Source organism: Lentisalinibacter salinarum, assembly GCF_040706555.1.
GTDB classification, from domain to species: Bacteria; Pseudomonadota; Gammaproteobacteria; order Steroidobacterales; family Woeseiaceae; genus Lentisalinibacter; species Lentisalinibacter salinarum.
In genome coordinates, this window is record NZ_JAPDRH010000003.1 from 109,752 (window position 1) to 130,197 (window position 20,446).

General features: G+C 67.9%; 19 protein-coding genes and 1 pseudogene. 16 read left to right on the forward strand and 4 right to left on the reverse strand.

What is annotated here, in order from left to right:
• The first annotated feature begins 2 nt into the window (after window positions 1–2).
• The 10 genes from mnhG (at window position 3) to ACJMKZ_RS11035 (ending at window position 8,407) form a co-directional block, all read left to right on the forward strand.
• Window positions 3–335: a monovalent cation/H(+) antiporter subunit G gene (gene mnhG / locus ACJMKZ_RS10990; RefSeq protein WP_405233271.1), complete on the forward strand. Its 333-nt coding sequence runs from the start codon at window positions 3–5 to the stop codon at window positions 333–335.
• Window positions 335–1,327, forward strand: a complete 993-nt coding sequence (locus ACJMKZ_RS10995) for a DUF4040 domain-containing protein (RefSeq protein WP_405233272.1) — start codon at window positions 335–337, stop codon at window positions 1,325–1,327. The genes mnhG and ACJMKZ_RS10995 overlap by 1 nt, the downstream gene beginning before the upstream one ends.
• Entirely contained in the window at window positions 1,327–1,686 is a 360-nt protein-coding gene (locus ACJMKZ_RS11000; protein ID WP_405233273.1) for a cation:proton antiporter subunit C, read from the forward strand. Before ACJMKZ_RS10995 ends, ACJMKZ_RS11000 begins: the two co-directional genes overlap by 1 nt.
• Entirely contained in the window at window positions 1,683–3,185 is a 1,503-nt protein-coding gene (locus ACJMKZ_RS11005) for a monovalent cation/H+ antiporter subunit D family protein (protein ID WP_405233274.1), read from the forward strand. Before ACJMKZ_RS11000 ends, ACJMKZ_RS11005 begins: the two co-directional genes overlap by 4 nt.
• Entirely contained in the window at window positions 3,182–4,648 is a 1,467-nt protein-coding gene (locus tag ACJMKZ_RS11010) for a monovalent cation/H+ antiporter subunit D family protein (protein WP_405233275.1), read from the forward strand. Before ACJMKZ_RS11005 ends, ACJMKZ_RS11010 begins: the two co-directional genes overlap by 4 nt.
• Window positions 4,645–4,944 (forward strand): hypothetical protein, encoded by a 300-nt coding sequence (locus ACJMKZ_RS11015; RefSeq protein ID WP_405233276.1) that lies wholly within the window; start codon window positions 4,645–4,647, stop codon window positions 4,942–4,944. The genes ACJMKZ_RS11010 and ACJMKZ_RS11015 overlap by 4 nt, the downstream gene beginning before the upstream one ends.
• Window positions 4,937–6,637 carry a Na(+)/H(+) antiporter subunit D gene (locus tag ACJMKZ_RS11020; RefSeq protein ID WP_405233277.1) on the forward strand — a complete coding sequence of 567 codons (1,701 nt, stop codon included), beginning with the start codon at window positions 4,937–4,939 and terminating at the stop codon, window positions 6,635–6,637. Before ACJMKZ_RS11015 ends, ACJMKZ_RS11020 begins: the two co-directional genes overlap by 8 nt.
• Window positions 6,638–6,649: 12 nt before the next feature.
• Complete coding sequence (locus tag ACJMKZ_RS11025; protein ID WP_405233278.1) at window positions 6,650–7,579, forward strand: sodium-dependent bicarbonate transport family permease; 930 nt, start codon at window positions 6,650–6,652, stop codon at window positions 7,577–7,579.
• Between the two features lie 13 nt (window positions 7,580–7,592).
• Entirely contained in the window at window positions 7,593–7,895 is a 303-nt protein-coding gene (locus tag ACJMKZ_RS11030; RefSeq protein ID WP_405233279.1) for a P-II family nitrogen regulator, read from the forward strand.
• A gap of 116 nt (window positions 7,896–8,011) precedes the next feature.
• Window positions 8,012–8,407: a TraR/DksA family transcriptional regulator gene (locus tag ACJMKZ_RS11035; protein ID WP_405233280.1), complete on the forward strand. Its 396-nt coding sequence runs from the start codon at window positions 8,012–8,014 to the stop codon at window positions 8,405–8,407.
• A 10-nt stretch (window positions 8,408–8,417) separates the two neighbouring features.
• Here the strand turns inward: ACJMKZ_RS11035 and ACJMKZ_RS11040 are convergent, their stop codons facing one another.
• A complete protein-coding gene (locus tag ACJMKZ_RS11040) occupies window positions 8,418–9,170 on the reverse strand; it encodes an SDR family NAD(P)-dependent oxidoreductase (RefSeq protein WP_405233281.1) in 753 nt (250 codons plus the stop codon).
• Between the two features lie 137 nt (window positions 9,171–9,307).
• Here ACJMKZ_RS11040 and corA point away from each other — a divergent pair, with 137 nt between their 5' ends.
• The 4 genes from corA to ACJMKZ_RS11060 all read left to right on the forward strand — a co-directional run bounded on the left by corA (window position 9,308) and on the right by ACJMKZ_RS11060 (window position 14,768).
• Window positions 9,308–10,276 carry a magnesium/cobalt transporter CorA gene (corA, locus tag ACJMKZ_RS11045; RefSeq protein ID WP_405233282.1) on the forward strand — a complete coding sequence of 323 codons (969 nt, stop codon included), beginning with the start codon at window positions 9,308–9,310 and terminating at the stop codon, window positions 10,274–10,276.
• A gap of 181 nt (window positions 10,277–10,457) precedes the next feature.
• Window positions 10,458–11,075 (forward strand): RNA polymerase sigma factor, encoded by a 618-nt coding sequence (locus ACJMKZ_RS11050; protein WP_405233283.1) that lies wholly within the window; start codon window positions 10,458–10,460, stop codon window positions 11,073–11,075.
• A gap of 4 nt (window positions 11,076–11,079) precedes the next feature.
• Window positions 11,080–12,111, forward strand: coding sequence for a FecR family protein (locus ACJMKZ_RS11055; RefSeq protein WP_405233284.1), 1,032 nt, complete (start codon window positions 11,080–11,082; stop codon window positions 12,109–12,111).
• Window positions 12,112–12,242: 131 nt separating this feature from the next.
• Entirely contained in the window at window positions 12,243–14,768 is a 2,526-nt protein-coding gene (locus ACJMKZ_RS11060; RefSeq protein ID WP_405233285.1) for a TonB-dependent receptor, read from the forward strand.
• A 27-nt stretch (window positions 14,769–14,795) separates the two neighbouring features.
• Here ACJMKZ_RS11060 and glpQ read toward each other — a convergent pair.
• The 3 genes and pseudogenes from glpQ to ACJMKZ_RS11075 all read right to left on the reverse strand — a co-directional run.
• Window positions 14,796–15,800: pseudogene (gene glpQ, locus ACJMKZ_RS11065) on the reverse strand (glycerophosphodiester phosphodiesterase); the annotation flags it as partial.
• 13 nt (window positions 15,801–15,813) lie between these two features.
• Entirely contained in the window at window positions 15,814–16,836 is a 1,023-nt protein-coding gene (locus ACJMKZ_RS11070) for an NAD(P)/FAD-dependent oxidoreductase (RefSeq protein WP_405233286.1), read from the reverse strand.
• Between the two features lie 100 nt (window positions 16,837–16,936).
• Window positions 16,937–17,383 carry a TIR domain-containing protein gene (locus ACJMKZ_RS11075; RefSeq protein ID WP_405233287.1) on the reverse strand — a complete coding sequence of 149 codons (447 nt, stop codon included), beginning with the start codon at window positions 17,381–17,383 and terminating at the stop codon, window positions 16,937–16,939.
• Window positions 17,384–17,586: 203 nt separating this feature from the next.
• On the opposite strand from ACJMKZ_RS11075, the gene ACJMKZ_RS11080 reads away from it, so the two are divergent.
• Together ACJMKZ_RS11080 and ACJMKZ_RS11085 are read left to right on the forward strand one after the other, a co-directional pair.
• Window positions 17,587–18,327 (forward strand): endonuclease/exonuclease/phosphatase family protein, encoded by a 741-nt coding sequence (locus tag ACJMKZ_RS11080; RefSeq protein ID WP_405233288.1) that lies wholly within the window; start codon window positions 17,587–17,589, stop codon window positions 18,325–18,327.
• 48 nt (window positions 18,328–18,375) lie between these two features.
• Entirely contained in the window at window positions 18,376–20,430 is a 2,055-nt protein-coding gene (locus ACJMKZ_RS11085) for a 3-hydroxyacyl-CoA dehydrogenase NAD-binding domain-containing protein (protein ID WP_405233289.1), read from the forward strand.
• The last annotated feature ends 16 nt before the right edge of the window (window positions 20,431–20,446 follow it).

Sequence of the window (20,446 nt, forward strand, 5' to 3'; positions counted from 1 at the left end):
GGGTGGCGCTGGCGCTGGACATCGCGAGCTGGATTCTCATGTCCGTGGGCGGCGTGTTCGTCTTCATCGGCGGGCTCGGCGTGCTGCGCATGCCGGATCTGTTCACGCGCATGCACGCCGCCAGCGTGACCGACAGCATGGGGCCGCCGCTGATCCTGGTCGGCGTTATGCTGCAGTCTGGTCTCTCGCTGGCCACCTTCAAACTGATCGCGATACTCGCTTTCCTGATGCTGACCAGCCCCACCGCTTCCAATGCCCTGGCCAGTGCGGCGCTGCTGGCGGGAACGAAGACGGCCGATGAGGCCGGGGACGACGCAAAGGCGGAGGACGCCTGATGTTCATGACCGAGATATTCAGCGCCTTCCTGCTGACACTGCTGGTCGTAACGGCGGTCGCCGCGGTCAGGACCCGAAACCTGTTCGTCTCGGTCATGCTCACCGGTATCTACAGTCTGCTGATCGCCATCAATTTCTTCCTGCTGGACGCCGCCGACGTGGCCCTGACCGAGGCCGCCGTCGGCGCCGGCGTCGCAACCGTATTCTTCCTGGGAGCGCTCGCGCTCACCGCCGAGCGGGAACGCACCCCTTCAGCCTACCGGCCCGTCGCCATCGGCATATTCATCGCGGTCACCCTGGTCCTGGGCTACGCCACCCTCGGCATGCCGAGCTACGGCGACCCGGACGCGCCGGTGCACGTCCACGTGGCGCCCTTCTACCTGGAGAGGACGCCGGAGTTCATCGACATACCGAATATCGTCACGGCCGTGCTGGGCAGCTACCGTGGCTACGACACGCTCGGCGAGGTGTTCGTCGTCTTCACCGCGGGCATCGGCGTGATGTTCATACTCGGCGTTCGTCCGACCCGGAAGTCCGAGGGAACGAGCATGATCGCCACCGGCGATAACGGCCTGCGGCACTACCTGATCCCGCGCGTCGTCGGCCGGCTCTTCATCCCCTTCATTCTGCTGTTCGGCCTGTACGTGCAGTTTCACGGCGAGTACAGCCCGGGCGGCGGATTCCAGGCCGGCGCCATCATCGCCTCCTCCATCATTCTCTACGCCCTGCTCGAGGGCGAGGAGCGCGCGCTGCGGCTGATCCCGCGCAAGGTGCTGAACGGCCTCACCGCCGGGGGCGCTCTCCTCTACGGCGCCGTCGGCGTCGCCGGAATACTGGCCGGCGGGAACTTCCTCGACTACTCGGTGCTGGCCAGCGACCCGGTCAAGGGCCAGCAGATGGGCCTGCTGGTCATCGAGGCAGGTGTCGGCATCACCGTCACCGGCGTGCTCCTCACGATCTTCCACGCCTTCGCCGCCCGGGAGCGTTTCTGATGATGGAGTTCCTCGGGCTGTATCACTATCTGGTGTTTCCGCTGCTGCTGATGAGCGGCATCTACGCGGTCATCGCCAAGCGCAACCTGTTCAAGAAGCTCATCGGCCTCTCGCTGATGCAGTCGGCCGTGTTCCTGCTCTACATCACCATGGCCAAGGTGGAGGGCGGCACCGGCCCCATCCTCAAGCCCGGCGACGAGGACGTGCTGTACTCGAACCCCCTGCCCGAGGTGCTGATCCTGACCGCCATCGTGGTCGGCATCTCCACGGCCGCGCTCGGGCTCGGCATCATCGTGCGCATCAAGGAGGAGTTCGGCTCCGTCGAGGAAGACGTCGTCAGGGAGCTCGGGGGGCGGTGACCGCACTGGAGCAGCACCTTCCGGCACTCCAGGTCGTAGTGCCGATGCTAACCGCGCCGCTGGTTATGCTGCTGCGGCCGCGTCGGCTCGCCTGGGCCGCCACCACCGCCGCCAGCCTGTGCGCGTTCGCCATCGCGCTGAGCCTGACTGCGACCGTGCTCGCCGGCGGGCGGCCCGACTACGAGATGGGCAACTGGGCCGCGCCCTTCGGCATCGAGCTGGTGGTGGACTCGTTCAACGCGCTGATCCTGCTGCTGGTCACGGGCGCCTCCAGCATGGCCCTGTTCGCCGGCGCGCGCAGCATCGACTCCCAGATCGAGGACGAGCGGCAGCCGCTGTTCTATGCGGCATGGCTCCTGGCCCTCTCCGGGCTCGCCGGTATCGCGGTGACGGGCGACGCCTTCAACGTCTTCGTGTTCATGGAGATCTCTTCGCTGGCGAGCTACGTGCTGGTGGCCGGCGGGCCGGACCGGCGCGCGTTGCCGGCGGTATTCAAGTATCTCGTGATGGGCACGATCGGCGCCACCTTCTACCTGATCGGCATCGGCCTCATCTATATGATGACCGGCACCCTGAACCTCGCCGACATGGCCGAGCGCGTGGGACAGGTGAGCGATCTGCGGCCGGTGCTGGTGGCCGCCGGCTTCGTGACGACGGGGCTGGCACTCAAGGCGGCGGTGTTCCCGCTGCATCTGTGGTTGCCGAACGCCTACACCTACGCGCCGCACATGGTGACGGCCTTCCTGGCGGCCTGCGCCACCAAGGTCTCGCTGTACGTCCTGATCCGCTTCGACTTCATGGTGTTCCAGCCGAATCTCGCCGAGCACGGTCTGCAGTTCGCGCTGTTCCTGATGCCGCTCGCCCTCCTCGCCCTGCTGATCTCCTCCAGCGTGGCCCTGTTCGAGCGGAACCTGAAGCGACTGCTCGCCTGGTCGTCGGTGGCCCAGATCGGCTACATGACCCTGGGCGTGAGCTTGCTCACTGCCACCGGCATTACGGCCAGCCTCCTGCACATGTTCAACCACGCCCTGGCGAAGGGCGCGCTATTCCTCGCCGTGGCGGCACTCGCCGCCGGCTGCGGCGGCGTCCGGCTGGAGCAGATCCGCGGGGCGGGCAGGCGCATGCCCTGGACCATGGGTGCCTTCGTGCTCGCCGGGCTCAGCCTGATCGGCATCCCCGGGACGGCCGGATTCGTGAGCAAGTGGTATCTGCTCTCGGCGGCGATCGCCGTCGAAGGCTACGGCGCCGCACTCGCCGCCCTGATCGTCGTGACCTCCCTGATGGCGCTGGCCTATATCTGGCGGGTGGTCGAGGCGGCCTATTTCCAGGAGCCGGCCGCCGCCGGGAAGACCGGGACGAAGACGGGCGAGGCACCTGTGGTGCTGGTAGCCGCGGCCTGGCTCGCGGCGCTGGCGAATATCTTCTTCGGCTTGTCGCCCGACGTGCCGCTGGCGCTGGCCAGCCAGGGCGCCGATATCCTGCTGGGGTACACGCCGTGACCGGCGCGACCACCATCCTGGCGGCGCTGGCCGTGCCGCTCGCCGGCGCGCTGGGCATCCTGCTGGCGGGCCGCGTCAGCGCCAACCTTCGCGAGACCGTCACCCTGGTCACCGCCACGCTGCTGGCCGTGGTGGTATGGAGTCTGCTGCCGGAACTCATGGCCGGCGGACGTCCGGCGGTGAGCGTGGCCGAGGTCGTCCCCGGCATCGAGATCGCCTTCCGTGTCGAGCCCCTGGGCATGCTGTTCGCCGCGCTGGCGTCCGGTCTCTGGATCGTCAACTCGGTCTATTCGATCGGTTACATGCGGGGTAACAACGAGGCGAATCAGACTCGCTTCTACACCTTCTTCGCCATCTCCCTCGCCGCGGCCATGGGCGTCGCCTTCGCGGCGAATCTGTTCACCCTGTTCCTCTTCTACGAGATGCTGACCCTCTCCACCTATCCGCTGGTCTCACACAAGGGCGACGCGGCTACGGTCCGCTCGGCGCGGGTCTATCTCGGCATCCTGCTGACGACTTCCATTGGCCTGTTTCTGCCGGCCATCATCTGGACGTATGCCGCCGCCGGCACAGGCGATTTCACACCCGGCGGGATCCTAGAAGGCAAGATAGGCGGTCCTATGCTGGGCCTGCTGCTCGGCCTGTTCGTGTTCGGCGTCGGCAAGGCGGCCGTAATGCCGGTGCATCGCTGGCTGCCCGCCGCGATGGTGGCGCCGACGCCGGTCAGCGCGCTGCTGCACGCTGTCGCCGTGGTCAAGGCCGGCGTCTTCACGATCACCAAGCTGATCGTCTATATCTTCGGCGTCGACTACCTGTTCGGCCAGCCGAGCGGCGAGTGGCTGCTGTATGCCGCCGCCTTCACGATCATCGCCGCCAGTGCCGTGGCGCTGCGCCAGACGAATATCAAGCGCCTGCTGGCCTACTCCACCGTTTCCCAGCTCTCCTATATCGTGCTGGCGGCGGACGTATTGAAACCGCTGGCGGAGGTCGGCGCGGCCATCCACATGGTGGCCCACGCATTCGGCAAGATCACGCTGTTCTTCGCGGCCGGCGCCATCTACACGGCGTCCAAGAAGACGGAGATCTTCCAGCTCGCGGGCATCGGCCGGCGCATGCCGTGGACCACGGCGGCCTTCACCATCGGCGCGTTCAGCATGATCGGCGTGCCGCCCACGGGCGGCTTCGTCTCCAAGTGGTACATCCTGGCCGGCGCCTTCCAGGCCGACAACTACGTGGCCATCTTTACGATGATCGCCAGCACGGCGCTGAACGCGCTCTATTTCCTGCCGATCGTCTATCTGGCCTGGTTCGGCAGGGAACCGGAAGGCGCGAAGGAGCACGGCGAGGCGCCCTTCCCCGCCGTACTGGCGCTGACAGTGACCGCGGCGCTGACAATCCTGTTCTTCTTCTTCAACGGGCCGGTCATCGAGCTCGAACGGCAGCTGATCGAGGTGTGGGAATGAGCGGGCAACCGGAACGCGACGAACGCGATCACTGGCTCGCCAGGCCGGAGAACATCCGCCGGCTCTGGCGGGGTTTCTGGGTGGTGCTCGCACTCACCGTGGTCGCCCAGTTCTTCATCCCGGTGAAGGGACACTTCGTGGTGGACGGCTGGCTCGCGTTCGGCGCCGTGTTCGGGTTCTTCTCGTGCCTCGCCATGGTGCTGGTGGCGAAGGCCCTCGGCTACTCGCTGAAGCGCGACGAGGACTACTACCTCGAGGGCGGCTACCTCGAGGACAAGGAGAAGCGGGATGCCTGAATATCTGCCACCCGCGGTAATCCTGATCGTCGCGGCCCTGCTGATCGGGCCGACACGCCGACACCTGCGCTCGGCCATCGTCCTGCTGGCGCCGCTGGCGACGCTGTGGGCCATCTGGCAGGTGCCTGACGGCGTCGTCGCCACGGTGCCGTTCCTCGATTACCAGATCGAGCCGGTGGAAGGCAGCGATGTCCGCCGCCTGTTCGCGACTATCTTCGCCATCATGGCATTCGCCGGCGGTCTGTTCTCCTTCCGTCAGGCACGCTGGTACGAACTCGCCGCCGCCAACGCCTATGCGGCCGGCGCGGTCGGCGTGAGCTTCGCCGGCGACCTCATCACGCTGTTCCTGTTCTGGGAGCTGATGGCCCTGTTCTCCACGGTCATCGTCTGGGCCGGCGGGACGCCGGCGGCCCGGGCCGCCGGCATCCGTTACGCGGTGATGCATCTCATCGGCGGCGTGATCCTGAAGGTGGGTATCGAGGGCACCGTGGTGCACACCGGCTCCATTGACATCATGCCGGTGCTCGCCACCAACTTCGACACCTGGATGATGCTGATCGGCATCCTCATCAATGCGGCGGCACCGCCGGTCTCCGCCTGGCTCGCCGATGCCTATCCGGAGTCGAGCCCGACCGGCTCGGTGTTCCTGTCGGCCTTCACCACCAAGACCGCCGTGCTCGCACTGATACTCCTGTTCCCCGGCGAGCCGGTGCTGATCTGGGTGGGCGTCTACATGGTGATGTACGGCATCATCTATGCGCTGCTGGAGAACGACGCGCGGCGCATCCTGGCCTACTCCATCGTCAACCAGGTGGGCTTCATGGTCTGTGCCGTGGGCATCGGCACCCAGATGGCGCTGAACGGCGCCGCCGCCCATGCCTTCGCCCACATCATCTACAAGGCGCTGCTGTTCATGAGCGCCGGCGTGGTCGTCTATCGCACCGGCAAGAGCAAGTGCACGGATCTGGGCGGTCTGTTCCGCACCATGCCCCTGACCACGGTCTGCGGCATCATCGGCGCGCTCGCGATCTCCAGCTTCCCGCTCACCTCGGGCTTCACCACGAAGTCGATGATCTCCGATGCGGCGGCCAGCGAGCATCTGGTGGTGGTCTGGTACCTGCTCGCAGCGGCCTCCGCCGGCGTCTTCCTCCACGCCGGCATCAAGTTCCCCTGGTTCGTGTTCTTCCAGAAGGATTCCGGCCTGCGGCCCAAGGACGCGCCCTGGAACATGGCGGCCGCGATGGTGCTGTTCGCGGTGCTGTGCATCGCCCTCGGCGTGTATCCCCAGCCTTTTTACGAGCTGCTGCCCTACCCGGTGGACTACGAGCCCTACAAGCCGGGCAAGGTGCTCTTCTACCTGCAGCTGCTGCTGTTCTCGGGCCTCGCTTTCTTCCTGCTGCTGCCGCTGATGCAGCGGACCCGCACGATCAGCCTGGACACCGACTGGGCCTGGCGGGTGGCGCTGTACCGCGTCGCCTACGGCATCGGCGCCGCAGCCAGCGAGGCAGGCGGCCTGCTGGGGGAGACGGTCGAGCGTATCCGCGGCGACGTCGGCCGAATGGGGCGGCGCTATCTGGGCGCCGGGGAGTCCGGCGAGGACCGGGGTGTCTTCGCCCAGGCCTGGCCCATCGGCGTGACCGCGTTGTGGATCGCGGTGCTGCTCGTCGCCTACGTCGTCGTCTATCTGCTCTGACGGGACAGCCGGATGGATCCCGTCATCTGGTTCTTCCTGCTCGGCCTGACGGCGGGTCTCCTGCGCTCGGATCTGCGCCTGCCTCCCGCCATCTACGAGCTGCTGAGCATGCTGCTGCTGCTCACCATCGGCCTCAAGGGCGGTGTCGAGCTGGCTCAGCAGCCGTTGGCGGGCGTGCTGCCGCAGATGGCCGCGGTCATCGCCATGGGGATCACGCTGCCGCTCCTGCTCTTCCCCGTCCTGCTCTACATCGGGCGTTTCAAACGACCCGACGCGGCCTCCATCGCGGCTCATTACGGCTCCGTGAGTGTGGCCACCTACGCCGTGGCGGTGGCCTACCTCGGCAGCAAGGAAGTCGGCTTCGAGGCGCACATGCCGCTGTTCGTCGTGCTGCTCGAGATGCCGGGCCTGATCGTCGGCATCCTGCTGGCACGCGGGCTCAGCAGCGGCATGCGCTGGGGTGCGCTGGCCCACGAGATATTCCTGGGCAAGAGCATGGTGCTCCTGCTCGGCGGCCTGCTGATCGGCTGGGCCACCGGGCCCGAGGCCATGGCGCCGCTGGAGCCCCTGTTCTTCGATCTGTTCAAGGGGGTGCTGGCCCTGTTCCTGCTGGAGATGGGACTCATCGCCGCGAGCCAGGCGCAGAGCCTGCGCCGGTACGGTCCGTTCCTGGTCGCATTCGGCCTGATCGTGCCGATACCGCTCGCCGCCGCGGGCACAGCCCTCGGCTGGGCCATCGGCCTGTCGCCGGGCGGCAGCATGCTGCTCGGCGTGCTCGCCGGCAGCTGCTCCTACATCGCCGCGCCGGCCGCCATGCGTATCGCCGTGCCCCAGGCCAACCCGACCCTGTCGCTGACCATATCCCTCGGCATCACGTTCCCGTTCAATATATTTTTCGGCATACCCCTGTACCATCTGATGGCCAACACGATCCACGGTTGAGGAGGGTCGAGACGTGCAGCCCGAGACGAAGAAACTGCTGACCATCGTCACCGAGGCCGTCATCGAAGCCAGCCTGACGGCCGACCTGAAGCGCCTCGGTGCCGGCGGATACACCGTCGTGGATGCACGCGGCAGCGGCAGCCGCGGCGTGCGCGACGCCGGCTGGACCTCCAGTGGCAATATCCGCGTCGAGGTGGTCTGCGAGCCGGCGGTGGCGGCACGCATCGCCGATCACCTGCGCGAGAACTACTACCGGGATTACGCCATGATCCTGTATCTCTCCGACGTCTCGGTGCTGCGGCCCGAGAAGTTCTGACCCCGGCTGTTGACAGTCTCCGGCGTGCGGCTCAGGCTGGATAGTGCAGCGGGGGGCACGCCGGACCCGGCAGCGGCTGTCCGGCGGTACGGACGACCGGACAAGGGAGGACAGTCATGGACACATCCCCGGCGAAGAGCAGAGAGGACGCCGAGCGCGCATTGCAGGAGCGCTCGCAGGCGCTGCGCCGCGACATCCAGCGCGAACTCGTCAAGGCCGATTCCGAGCGTTACGAGGAACTTGCCGGCCGGGTGTCGGACAGCGGCGAGAAGGCGGTGGCGGATCTGCTGGTCGACCTGGACCTCGCCGAGATCACCCGTGACGTGGAAGAGTTGCGCGAGGTGGAAGCAGCGCTGCTCCGTATCGCACGCGGCACCTGGGGCTACTGTGTGGACTGCGGCGGGGAGATCGAGCCCGAGCGCCTGATCGCCCTGCCCTCGGCATCGCGCTGCCTGCGCTGCCAGCAGCGGGCCGAGAACCCGGCTCGAGAGGAGCAGCACCGCACGCTTTGAGCGGCGCCCCTCAGCGGAAGTACGAGGCGCCGTTCACATCGATGATGGCGCCACTCAGAAAGTCGGTCTCCTCGCCGGCCAGGAACGCGATGGTGTTGGCTACCTCCTGCGGCCGCGCGGCCCGATTGAGCGGGCTCTGGGCGCGGATGGCATCGCCGCCGGGCCCTCGCAGATGCGCCGCCGCCATGTCGGTCTCCACCCAGCCGGGGGCCACCCCGTAGACCATGATGCCGCGGCCGCCCAGCGCCTTCGCGAGCGACTGGGTCAGCGAGTTCATCCCCGCCTTGCTGGCGCCGTAGGCGGGCGATTCCGGCTCGCCCCGATAAGCGCCCCGTGACGAGACGTTGATGATCTTGCCGCCGGTCTCCGGGAAGTGAGGGAGGCAGCAGAAGGCGAGATCGGCGGCCGCCACCAGATTCACGGCCAGCGTCTGCCGCCAGGCCGCGCGCCAGGCGGCGAGGTCGACCCGGTTCGGGTCGTGCTCCAGGAACACTCCCGCGTTGTTCACCAGGAGGTCTATCCGGCCACAGGCGTCGACGACCCGCTGGACGAGGCCCCCTGCCGCCTCCGGGTCGGCCAGGTCGGCCCCGAACGTCCCGTGACCCGCCCCCGCCAGGGATTCTGCGACCGATCGCGCGTCATCTCCCCGACGTCCGTAGTGCACGGCCACCCGGTAGCCCGTCTCTGCCAGCCGCTGCACCGTGGCTTTTCCGATTCCCCTGCTCGCACCGGTCACCAGCGCCACACGCGTCGATTCCGCCATCGGCCTCCCCTGTCTCTCCGTGTCACTGACCGGCGGTCCGCCGCACGCGGCCGCCGCTACCCGCACGGCCGCGGGTGCCGCACAGGTTAGAATGAGCGTCCTGCCACGGCAACGACTGCGATCCGGAGAGAGGCGGCATGCGAGTACTTCTGCACGACCCGGCTACAGATACCACCCGCTTCGGCGGCGACGAACTCATCCGGCGCTGGACGCCTGACGGGAACGAATGGCTGTGGATCGACCTGGACAGCGAGGAGCGGACGTTCGAGAACCATATTCTGGTCGAGCGCTTCGCGCTCGAGCCCCTCGCCGTGAGTGACGTCCAGCGCGACCGGCATCCGCCCAAGCTCGAGATCTTCGACGACTACCTGGTGCTCCTGCTGAAGGGTCTGAGCGCGCACTCGACGGATATCGACTTCGAGACCATCCAGATCGGCTTCTTCCTCGGCGAGAAATTCCTGATCTCCCGCCGTGACGAGACCTCGCCCAGCATCGAGCGCACCTGGGCCGAGGCGGAAGCGGGCACGCTCGCGCTGGCCCGCGGGCCCGCCCATGCGCTGTACCGCATCTGCCGCACCATCGCGGACCGCTACTCGCCGATCGTCCTCGCGCTGGAGGAGCGGCTGGAAGCGCTGGAAGGCGAGATGTTCCGGGACCCCCGGGACGAACTGCTGGCCGAACTCCTGAACGATGTAGCGAACCTGCGCAAGCTGCGCCGGGTATTCGCTTATCAGCAGGCGCTGATGGCGGATCTCATGAACGGCGAGCGCCGTTTCATCGGCGAACGCGGCGAGCACGAGTTCCGCGACGCCTACGAGCAGATGGAACGGCTCGCCAGCCTCTCGCAGCTGTACCAGGAACTGGCGGTCGACCTGATGAACGGACACATCTCCCTGACCAGCCATCGCATGAACCAGATCATGAAGGTGCTGACCATCGTGACGGTCATCTTCCTCCCGCTCGGCATTCTGGCGGGCATCTACGGGATGAACTTCGACTACATGCCGGAACTCGACTGGCGCTACGGCTACTTCGCCGCTCTGGGTACCATGGCCGCCGTCGTGATCACGCTGCTCACCGTGTTCCGCCGCAAGGGCTGGCTATGAGGCGCTTGCCCCCACGTTGCTTTATACAATGATTTATTATTCAGTGAGTTATCGCGTATTTCACGAATGATTCGAGACCGATGAACCGTTGTCCTTCTGCAGATCGCCCGCCGCGCCGTGCTGCCACCGAAGGATTTTTACCCCTCGGACACTCTAACCCTGTGAGCCCCCGGGGCCAGGAATGACGGCGCAGATCAGTATCGACAAAGCCCTGGCCATGCGGGTGGGCCGCGGAGACGAAGCGGCGTTTGAGGAATTCTTCTCGGAGTATTTCCCGCGCCTGTTCCGATTCGCGCTGAGCCGGACCGAGGGCGACGAGGCCGTCGCGGAGGAAGTGGTGCAACGGACACTCTGCAACGTGATGTACAAGATGGACAGCTACCGGGGCGACGCCCCGCTCTTCACCTGGCTGTGCAGCATCTGCCGTAACGAGCTGTCGGCGTACTTCCGCAAGTCCGGGCGCGAGGAAACCTTTGCGCAGCCGGTGGAAGACAATGCCGAAATCCACGCGGCCCTGGAACGGATCGGCGAGGGCGACGACGATCCGCTTACCGAGCGCCACCGCGACGAGATCGCCGGCTACGTTCAGGCCACGCTCGAGGAGTTGCCCGACAACTACGCCAGGGCGCTCGAGTGGAAATACATGCAGGGCCTCAGCGTCGCGGAGATCGCCGGCGAACTGGGGTTGGGCGAGAAGGCCGCGGAGTCGGTCCTGACCCGGGCCCGGAAGGCCTTCCGGGAAGCATTCCAGCGGCTGTGGGGATTTGCACCGCGCGTGTTCGCGGACAATAGAGACTAGAGCGATGAGCGAAGAAGAACGGTCCGACAGAGACGGGAGGCCACGGCCGGCCGACGAGGCGACGGCCCGCCTGATTGCGCGCGGCAGACCGCGACGGGCCATTCCGCCCGGCGCGCGGGAGCGGGTGCACGCCGCGGTCCACGAAGCGTGGCGGGATGCGACTCGGGAGCGCCGGCACGCCGGCCGCCGATGGCACCTCCCGGTCGCGCTCGCCGCCAGCATCGCGCTGGCCGGCATACTCATCGCTCGCTTCCCGGCGGAGACGATCGCCCCGGCCGCGCCCTTGGCCACGGTGGCTCTCGTGCGCGGCGAACTGAGCGGCGCCGACGGCGCACGACTGCATCCCGGCGCGGAGCTGCCGGCAGGGACCAGCCTCTCCACCGACGGTGCCGGACGCGCCGCCCTCCGCCTGGCGGACGGCACGTCGCTGAGATTGGATCACGACACCCGGTTGACGCTCACCGCCGAGGCGCGGCTGCGCCTCGAGGCCGGCGCCGTTTACGTGGACACCGCTCAGGCCGGCTCCGCGGGCGACGGCGTGACGATCATGACCCCTTATGCGACGGCGACCGACGTGGGAACCCAGTTCGAGGTGCGCCTGGCCGACGAGGCGGCATTGATCCGCGTGCGCGAAGGGAAGGTGGCCATCGCGCCCGCCGCAGGCACCGGGTCCGGAGCCGTGGACCCGGGACAGCACGTGGCTCCCGCCGGCCGGGCCGCCCGGGTGACCGCCGACGGCGGAATCGAGGCGAGTGACATCTCCCCCCATGACCCGTCGTGGGCCTGGGCCCAGTCGGTGGCGCCCGCCTTCGAGACGGCCGGGGGCCGCAAGCTCGGCGAGTTCCTGCGCTGGTCCGCGCGCGAACTCGGGCTCGAGCTGCACTATTCCGGCGACACCGGCGCGGCCGCGGCGGCGGTGGACCTGTCCGGGAGCGTGGAAGGCATGACCCCCGGCGAGGCGCTGCAGGCCGTCATGGCCACGACGACACTCGCCTACCGGGTGGAGGACGGCCGACTCGAGGTCTATCGTCCATAGCTATAGTCCATAGCTCTAGTCCATGATTTTCGCCCATGGGCAGAGTCCGAGGCTACGGTCTCCGGCCCCCCCGACCGGGGCGCGTCAGCCGGGGCCATGCGGAATCGGCGGGGACCCACTAGAATCCTTGCATGGATCGCCTCCGCCCCGGCCTGGTGGCCGCCCTCCTGCTCTGTCTGCCGCTGCTGCTGCACGCGGCCGGCGAGCCATGGCTGGGGCGGCCGCTGGCCGACTACATCGATTCCCTGAGCCTGCCGGTCATCTATTCCAGCGACGTGGTGCCGCCCGGGCTCAGGGTGGCCCGGGAGCCTACAGCCAGCGACCCGGAATACGCCCTGCGCCAGGTCCTGGCCGCCTCCGGCCTGGCGCTGGTAAGCGGTCCGGACGACCGCCTGCTGGTGGTGAGCGCCGGCGGCCGCGCCACTCAGACCGATGCAGCCGTCACCGGCGTCGTCCGCGCGGAGGACGGCGGGCGGCTGGGCGGCGCAGAGGTCGTCGTCGACGGTGCCGGTCGGGGACGAACCGGCCGGGCGGGCGAATTCCTGATCCGGGAGGTCGCGCCCGGCAGCCACACGCTGCGGATCCGTCTCGAGGGCTACCTGTCGGCGGAACGCGAGCTGGACCTGCGCGAGGGGCAGGTGCTCGTGGCCGACATCGTGATGCCCCGCGCTCCGCGGGCCCTGCCCGATCTGGTGGTGACCTCGAGCCTGCACCGGCTCGTCTACGAGAGCCCCGGGTCACACACCTTCCTCGACCGGGAACGGCTGCTCGATCTCCCCAATCTGGCCGACGACCCGCTGCGCGCAGGCGAGCGGTTGCCGGGCGTCGCCGGCGGCGGCGTCTCCGCCCGTGCCCACGTGCGCGGCGGCGAGGAGACCGAGACACTGGTCCTGTTCGACGGCCTGCGCCTGTACGAGCCGTTCCACCTGAAGGACTTCCAGAACGTGGTCAGCATGCTGGACATGCAGGCGGTGGGCGGCATCGATTATTACTCGGGCGGCTTCCCGGCCCGTTACGGGGACCGCATGAGCGCGGTCATGGATATCGGCATACGCCGGCCGGTGGCGCCACGCAGCACCGAGGTCAGGGTCGACTTCCTGAATGCCGGCGTGACCTCCCTCGGCACCTTCGAGGCGGGTGACGGCGAGTGGCTGGCGGCCGTCCGGCGCGGCAACCTGGACCTCATGCTGGAGGCCGTGAATCCGGATCTCGGCACGCCCCGCTACCTCGATCTGCTGCTGCACGCCGAGCGGGACCTAGGCCCGAGCCTGCGACTCGGCGGCAACGCGCTCGTCTCCCGGGACAAGATCGGTGTCAGCGACTCCGGCGACACGACGGCGGCGGACGCCCGCTACGACAACCGCTATCTCTGGCTGAACTTGGACTGGTTCGCGACGGCGCGGCTCAGTGCCGCCACCGTGTTGTCCGCGAGCCTGATCGAGAATGCCCGCTCCGGCTTCGTCGAGCGTCCCGGCGTGGTGAGCGGCCGGGTCATCCGCGACGAACGCGACTTCCGGATCTTCGGGCTGAAACAGGACTGGACCTGGCAGCGCAGCGAGTCGTCCCTCTGGCGCGCCGGTTTCGACCTCAAGCACGTGGAGGGCGAGTACGAGTATGCGAGCGAGCGCGTGCTCGATCCGCTGTTCGCAGGGCTCGCCGGCGTTACGGGCGCGGGCCCCGAGGTACGGGACTATTCGCTGTCGCCCGGCGGCGCCCAGTTCGCCATGTACGTCGCGCGGCGCTGGCAGATCAACGACTGGCTGACGGCCGATGCCGGTCTGCGCTGGGACCAACAGACCTACACTACCGCCGCCGACGACGAACAGATCAGCCCGCGTATATCCGTGCTCGCCCGGCCGCGTCCGGGGACGGAACTGCGGCTGAGCTGGGGCCGGTTCTACCAGGCCCAGGAACTGAACGAGCTCAAGGTGGCGGACGGTCAGCCGGACTTCGAGGAAGCGCAGCGCTCGGAGCATGTGATCCTGAGCGCCATCCAGGATATCGGTGCCTACCGGCTGCGGGCGGAACTCTACCGCAAGAAGATGCGCAGCCTCGCGACCCGGTTCGAAAACCTGACCGACGCCCTGACCCTGCTGCCGGAACTGCAGCCGGACCGCATCCGCCTGGATCCGGAGTCCGCCACGGCACGGGGTGCGGAGTTGCTGCTGACACGGCGGCCCGGGGATGAGGGGCTGTCCTGGTGGGCCAGTTACGCCTGGTCGGAAGTGCTGGACCGGTTCGACGAGGGCAAGGTGGCGCGGAGCTGGGATCAGACCCACGCCGTTAAGTTCGGTGTGGACTGGTCGACCGGGCCCTGGGATTTCAGCCTGGCAGCCAGCGTGCACACGGGCTGGCCGAAGACCCGCCTGCTGCTGGTCGAGGGCGGGACCGGGCCCGAGGTGATCGCGGAGGCCCGCAACCGCCGCCGCTACGAGGACTTCCACCGCCTCGATCTCCGGCTCGGCCGGGAGTTCCGTCTGGCCCGGGGCACGCTGGAGGCCTACCTGGAGGTCAGCAACCTGTACAACAGCCGCAACCCCTGCTGCCTGGAGTACACGCCGATCACCGGCGATGATGGCGGATTGGTACTGGTGGAGGAGACCGATTACTGGCTGCCGTTGGTGCCTTCGCTCGGTGTGGCCTGGCGCTTCGAGTGATACTCGCCGGATCCCGGCACCGTTCGCTCAGGGCCGCGGCACCTGGCGCACCAGGCCTAGCTCGTCGAAGACGGCGGCGGCACGGTCGGGGAAATCGGTGAACAGGCCGTCGATGTGCAGTTCGGTCACGAACCAGCGCAGCATCTCCTCGAGGTCGCTGAAACCGGCGGCCAGATCGTCGGCACGGAAGGTATACGGATGCACCGCGAACCCCGCCGCATGGGCGTCGGCTGCCAGGCGGCCCGCACCGGGCCGCCCGTGGCCGTCCAGCGCGTAGAGCTGGCCGACCCAGGGTCCGATGGCATCGGCGGTTGCGGCGAGCGCGGCCAGTCCCTCCTCCGTCTTCAGCGCGTCGTAATCGGTGTCGGATTCGCCCCAGTCGTTCTCGCCGATGAGCTGGACGAGCCGGAAGTCGGTACGGAATTCCTCGCGCAGACGGCGCAGTTCGCTCGCGTCGAAGCACTGGATGTAGACGGCGTCCGAGCGGGCCGTGACGCCGGCCTCGTCGAGGGCGGCGAGCAGGAGGGCCGAGAGGTCCACTCCCTCGGCCCGGTGCCAGGCCGGGCGCTTGATCTCGGGGTAGATGCCGACCTGCCGGCCGGTGGAGGCGTTCAGGCCGCGCACCAGCGCGATCTCCTCGGCCAGCGTGTTGATGCGAAAGTTGCCGCTGCGGGCGGGGAAGCGGCCGGGATAGTTCGCTCGCCTGCGCTCCCCGTCCAGCCTCTCGGTCACCCGCAGCGTGCGGATCTCGGCCAGCGTCAGATCCCGTGCGTACCAGCGTCCGTCCGCCCGGGCGCGATCGGGGTAGCGTTCGGCCACGTCGGTGACCCGGTCGAGGTGGATGTCGTGCAGAACCAGGAGCGCGTCGTCCTTCGAGGCGACGAGGTCCTGCTCCAGGTAGTCGGCGCCGAGGCCGTAGGCCAGCGCCTTGGCCTCCAGCGTGTGCTCCGGCAGGTAGCCGGAGGCGCCCCGGTGCGCGATCACGACGGGCCGGCGGGAGGGTCTCGCCATGCCGGCGTTCGTTGCCATGCCCGTCGCGGCCGCCTCAGTCGTCCACGCCGAGGCGCTTGTGCATGATCGGGCTGGTCGTCGTGTACTGCAGGTGCACTTTCTTGTCGGGCTCGATGAACGACTTGGCCGCGAAGGCCGCCAGCGCGGCCTCGTGGAAGCCGCTCAGGATCAGCTTCTTCTTGCCGGGGTAGTGGTTGATGTCGCCGATGGCATAGATCCCCGGGATATTGGTCTCGAACTTCTCCGTGTCCACGTTGATGGTCTTGCGGTTGATGTCCAGGCCCCACTCGGCGATGGGACCGAGTTTCGGCGCCAGCCCGAAGAACACGAGCAGGTCGTCCAGCTCGACGCGGCGCTCGCCCTGGTCCTTCACCGCCACGGTCACCGACTGCAGCGTGCCGCCTTCGGCGTCGATGGCGCTCACGTTGCCGAACTCGATCAGATCCATTCTGCCGGTCGCCACCAGCTCGCGCATCCGCGCCACCGAGGCGGGTGCCGCCCGGAACTGATCCGAGCGATGCACCAGCGTCATGGCCTCGACCGAGTCGATCAGCTCCAGCACCCAGTCCAGCGCCGAGTCGCCGGCGCCGAGCACGACCACCCGCTTGCCGACGAAGCGGCCCGGATCGCGCACCCGATAGAAGACGTGCTGGTCGATCAGTTCGTCGACGCCCTCCACGCGTAGCTCCCGGGGCTGGAAGGAGCCGACGCCGCCCGCGATGATCACGGTCTTGGCCTCGAACTCCTTGCCGCCGCTGGTCTTCACGTGGAATGGCGCCTCGCCGGAGACCTCCGTGACCTCCTCGCCCAGGTGGAAGCCGGGCGAGAACGGCTTGATCTGCTCCATCAGCCGCTCGACCAGCTCTGCCGCACTGCACACCGGGATGGCGGGGATGTCGTAGATCGGCTTGTCCGGGTAGAGCTCGGCACACTGCCCGCCCACCACGGGCATGGTCTCCACCACCTCCGCATGCAGGCCCAGCAGCCCCAGCTCGAACACCTGGAACAGCCCGCACGGGCCCGCCCCGACGATCAGTGCATCGGTCTTGATTGTCATGGTTCTCCGTTCACTCCTCCGGACAAAATCCTGCCGCGCGGGGATCCGGTCCCCGGCAGTTCGACTGCTGCCATGGCGAGCGCCCGCCGCCGGACGGGCCTCAGGGGAAGTCGATGACCTCCCAGCGGTTGGTATCCTCGTTCCGTGCCGCCCGCTTGATCGCGTCCACGATCTCGCGCTCGTTCCACTCCGGCTCTTCGCGGGCCACTCGCGACACCTCAGCCGGCATCGGCAGGACGCCGCCGAACGGCTTCATGGCGATGATCGGCCTGCCGAGCGCCTGGGCGGCGTCGATCTGGTACTGGATCCAGTCCCGTTTCTTCTCGAACAGGCTGGCCAGGACGACGACGGTCTCAGCGGCCTCGATCTGCTCGCGCAGCGCCGCCTTGAACGCCTCGCTGCCGCCGGCGGGCAGCTCGTCCGGCTTGCTGGTGTTCACGTAGAAGAAATTGGGGTTGCTCTCGATGTACTCGAACAGCCGCAGGTAGTCGTCACTCTCGCTGAAGGTGTGGGTGACGTACACCCGTATCGGGTTATCTTCGGACACGAAAGACCTCCGGCGGCCGGCTCGGAACCCGGGTAGTGTAGCGAATCCGGCGACCACGGGGCCAGCATGTGCCGCACGGCCCCGACTGCCTCCCGGACCGGCCCGACCTGCTATCATCCGGGAGAGTCAGGCTGTCCGGGGAGTCGGCAGCGCCGGCAACGTCCCGGCCCGCCCGACCGCCCCTCCGAACGCCGGGAACAGGCATGCGCTTATTGCTCTACAACATCCGCTACGGGGTCGGCGGCGGTGCGTCCATGCACGTGCCCGTCCCGGGCGCGGGCTACCTGCTCGGCAACCGGACCAACCTGGAGCGGATCATCGAGTTCATCCAGTCGGTGAGCCCGGATATCGTCGGCTTGGTGGAAGTGGATACGGGCTCCATCCGCAGCCGGCGCGTGAACCAGGCGGAGGAGATCGCGCGGGCGCTCGGCCACAACACCTCCTACGAGATCAAGTACGGGGCCAGCTCGGTCAACAAGCTGCTGCCGATCATCCGCAAACAGGGCAACGCGTTTCTCGCCGCCCCCGGCGTCCACGGCGAGCGCTTCCATTATTTCGACACCGGCATCAAGCGGCTGATCATCGAGCTGGAACTCGACGATTTCGCCGTCTTCCTGGTGCACCTGTCGCTGAAGTACCGGCATCGGCATCTGCAGTTACGCCATCTGCACGACCTGGTGATGAAGACCGAGAAACCGGTGATGGTCGCCGGGGATTTCAATACCTTCTGGGGCGAGAACGAGATGTATCTGTTCATGCAGGCCACCGGCCTGAAGAGCGCGAACACCACCGGCGCGCCTTCCTACCCCAGCCGGGCGCCCCGCAAGGAGCTGGATTTCATCCTCTACCAGGAGGGTATCCGCATCGAGCATTTCGAGATCCCGCAGGTCCGCTATTCGGACCACCTGCCGCTGGTCTGCGACTTCTCGGTGCAGGCGGCCTGATACGAGGAAATCGGAACAACGACGCCGACACGGCGCAAGGAGCAGGCAATGAGCGACGAAAAGGCACCCGGCGGACTCGAGCACTGGCGCACCGAGACCGATTCGAGCGGCGTCCTCTGGCTGGCGGCGGACAAGGCCGACGGTGGCGCCAACGTACTGTCCGGGCCCGTCCTCCGTGAACTCGACGCCGTCATCGGCGGCATCGAGGACGACCCGCCGAAGGGTGTGGTCATCTATTCGGTGAAGCCGAGCGGCTTCATCATGGGCGCCGACATCAACGAGTTCACCCGCATCGAGAGCACCGAGCAGGCCTTCGAACTGGTGCGCCTGGGCCAGCAGGTGCTCGACCGGGTCGAGGCGCTGCGTTGCCCCACGGTGGCCGTGATCGACGGCTACGCCCTCGGCGGCGGGCTGGAGCTCGCCATGGCCTGCGACTACCGCCTGGCCGTGGACAGCGACCGCAAGACCATCGGCCTGCCAGAGGTGCAGCTCGGTATCCATCCCGGTTTCGGCGGCACCGTCCGGGCGGTGCAGATCGCCGGCGTCACCGCGGCGATGGAGCTGATGCTGACCGGCAAGTCCCTGACGCCGAAGAAGGCGAAGTCCGCCGGACTGGTGGATCGCCTGGTCACGCGGGACAACTGGAAGGCGGCGGCGCGGGAGATCATCGGCTCGCGCCCGCCCCGCAGCCGGGCCGGCTTCACCCAGAAGCTGCTGAATCTGGCGCCGGTACGCCCCTTCGTCGCCAGACAGATGCGCGGACGGGTCGCCAAACGCGCCCGCCGCGACCACTATCCCGCCCCCTACGCCATCGTCGACCTCTGGCAGGAGCACGGCGGCAGCCCGGACGGCGGCTACGTGGCCGAGGCGCGCTCCATCGCGGAACTCATGTGCACCGACACCTCGCGCAACCTGGTACGCGTGTTCTTCCTGCAGAACCGGCTGAAGTCCCAGGGCAGCAGCGATGCGCCCCGGGCCCGCCACCTGCACGTCGTCGGCGCCGGCGTCATGGGCGGCGACATCGCGGCCTGGTGCGCGCTGCGCGGCCTGGAGGTCACGCTGCAGGACCGGGAGGAGAAGTACATCACGCCGGCGCTCGAACGGGCGGAGAAGCTGTTCGACAAACGCATCCGTGACGACGAGGAACGGGAAGCGGCGAAGGGCAGGCTCCGGGCGGACGTCGCCGGCGATGGCGTGGCCAGGGCGGATCTGGTGATCGAGGCCATATTCGAGGACAAGGACGCGAAGCAGGAACTGTACCGGGAACTCGAGCCAAAGATGAAGGACGGCGCAGTGCTCGCCACCAACACCTCGTCCATACGCCTGGAGGAGCTGCGTACGGTGCTCTCCGCGCCGGCGCGGCTGATCGGACTGCACTTCTTCAACCCGGTCGCACAGCTGCCGCTGGTGGAGGTGATCCGCTGCGCCGATACCGAGGCGGCGGCCGTCGACGCCGGTCATGCTTTCGTGAAGGCCATCGGCAAGTTCCCGCTGGAGTGCGCGAGCTCGCCGGGGTTCGTGGTCAACCGGGTGCTCGCGCCCTACATGGGCGAGGCGATGCGCCTGCACGAGGAAGGCGTCGCTCTGGAGATCATCGACGAGGCGGCCGTGGATTTCGGCATGCCCATGGGTCCCGTGGAGCTGGCCGACAGCGTCGGGCTGGACGTCGCCTGGCACGTCTCGACGATCCTCGCCGACGCCTACGGCTACCCGCTGCCGGAGAGACTCCGGGAGATGGTCGACGCCGGCAATCTGGGCAGGAAATCCGGCCAGGGTTTCTACCGCTGGGAGGACGGCAAGGCCGTCAAGCAGTCCGATCCGGAAGGGCCAGAGCCGCCGGACCTGCAGGACCGGCTGATCCTGCCGATGGTGAACGAGGCCGTTGCCTGCCTGGCCGAGGGCGTGGTGGAGGACGAGGATCTCCTCGATGCCGGCGTGATCTTCGGCACCGGCTTCGCGCCATTCCGGGGCGGCCCGCTGCACTATGCCCGGTCCCGCGGCGTCGCCGAGATCCGCAGCCGCCTGGAGAAGTTCGCCATGGAGTACGGCGAGCGGTTCCGGCCCGCGGAAGGCTGGGACGCGTTCTCCTCCCGCGAGGAGTGAGTGCCGCAGTCAGCGG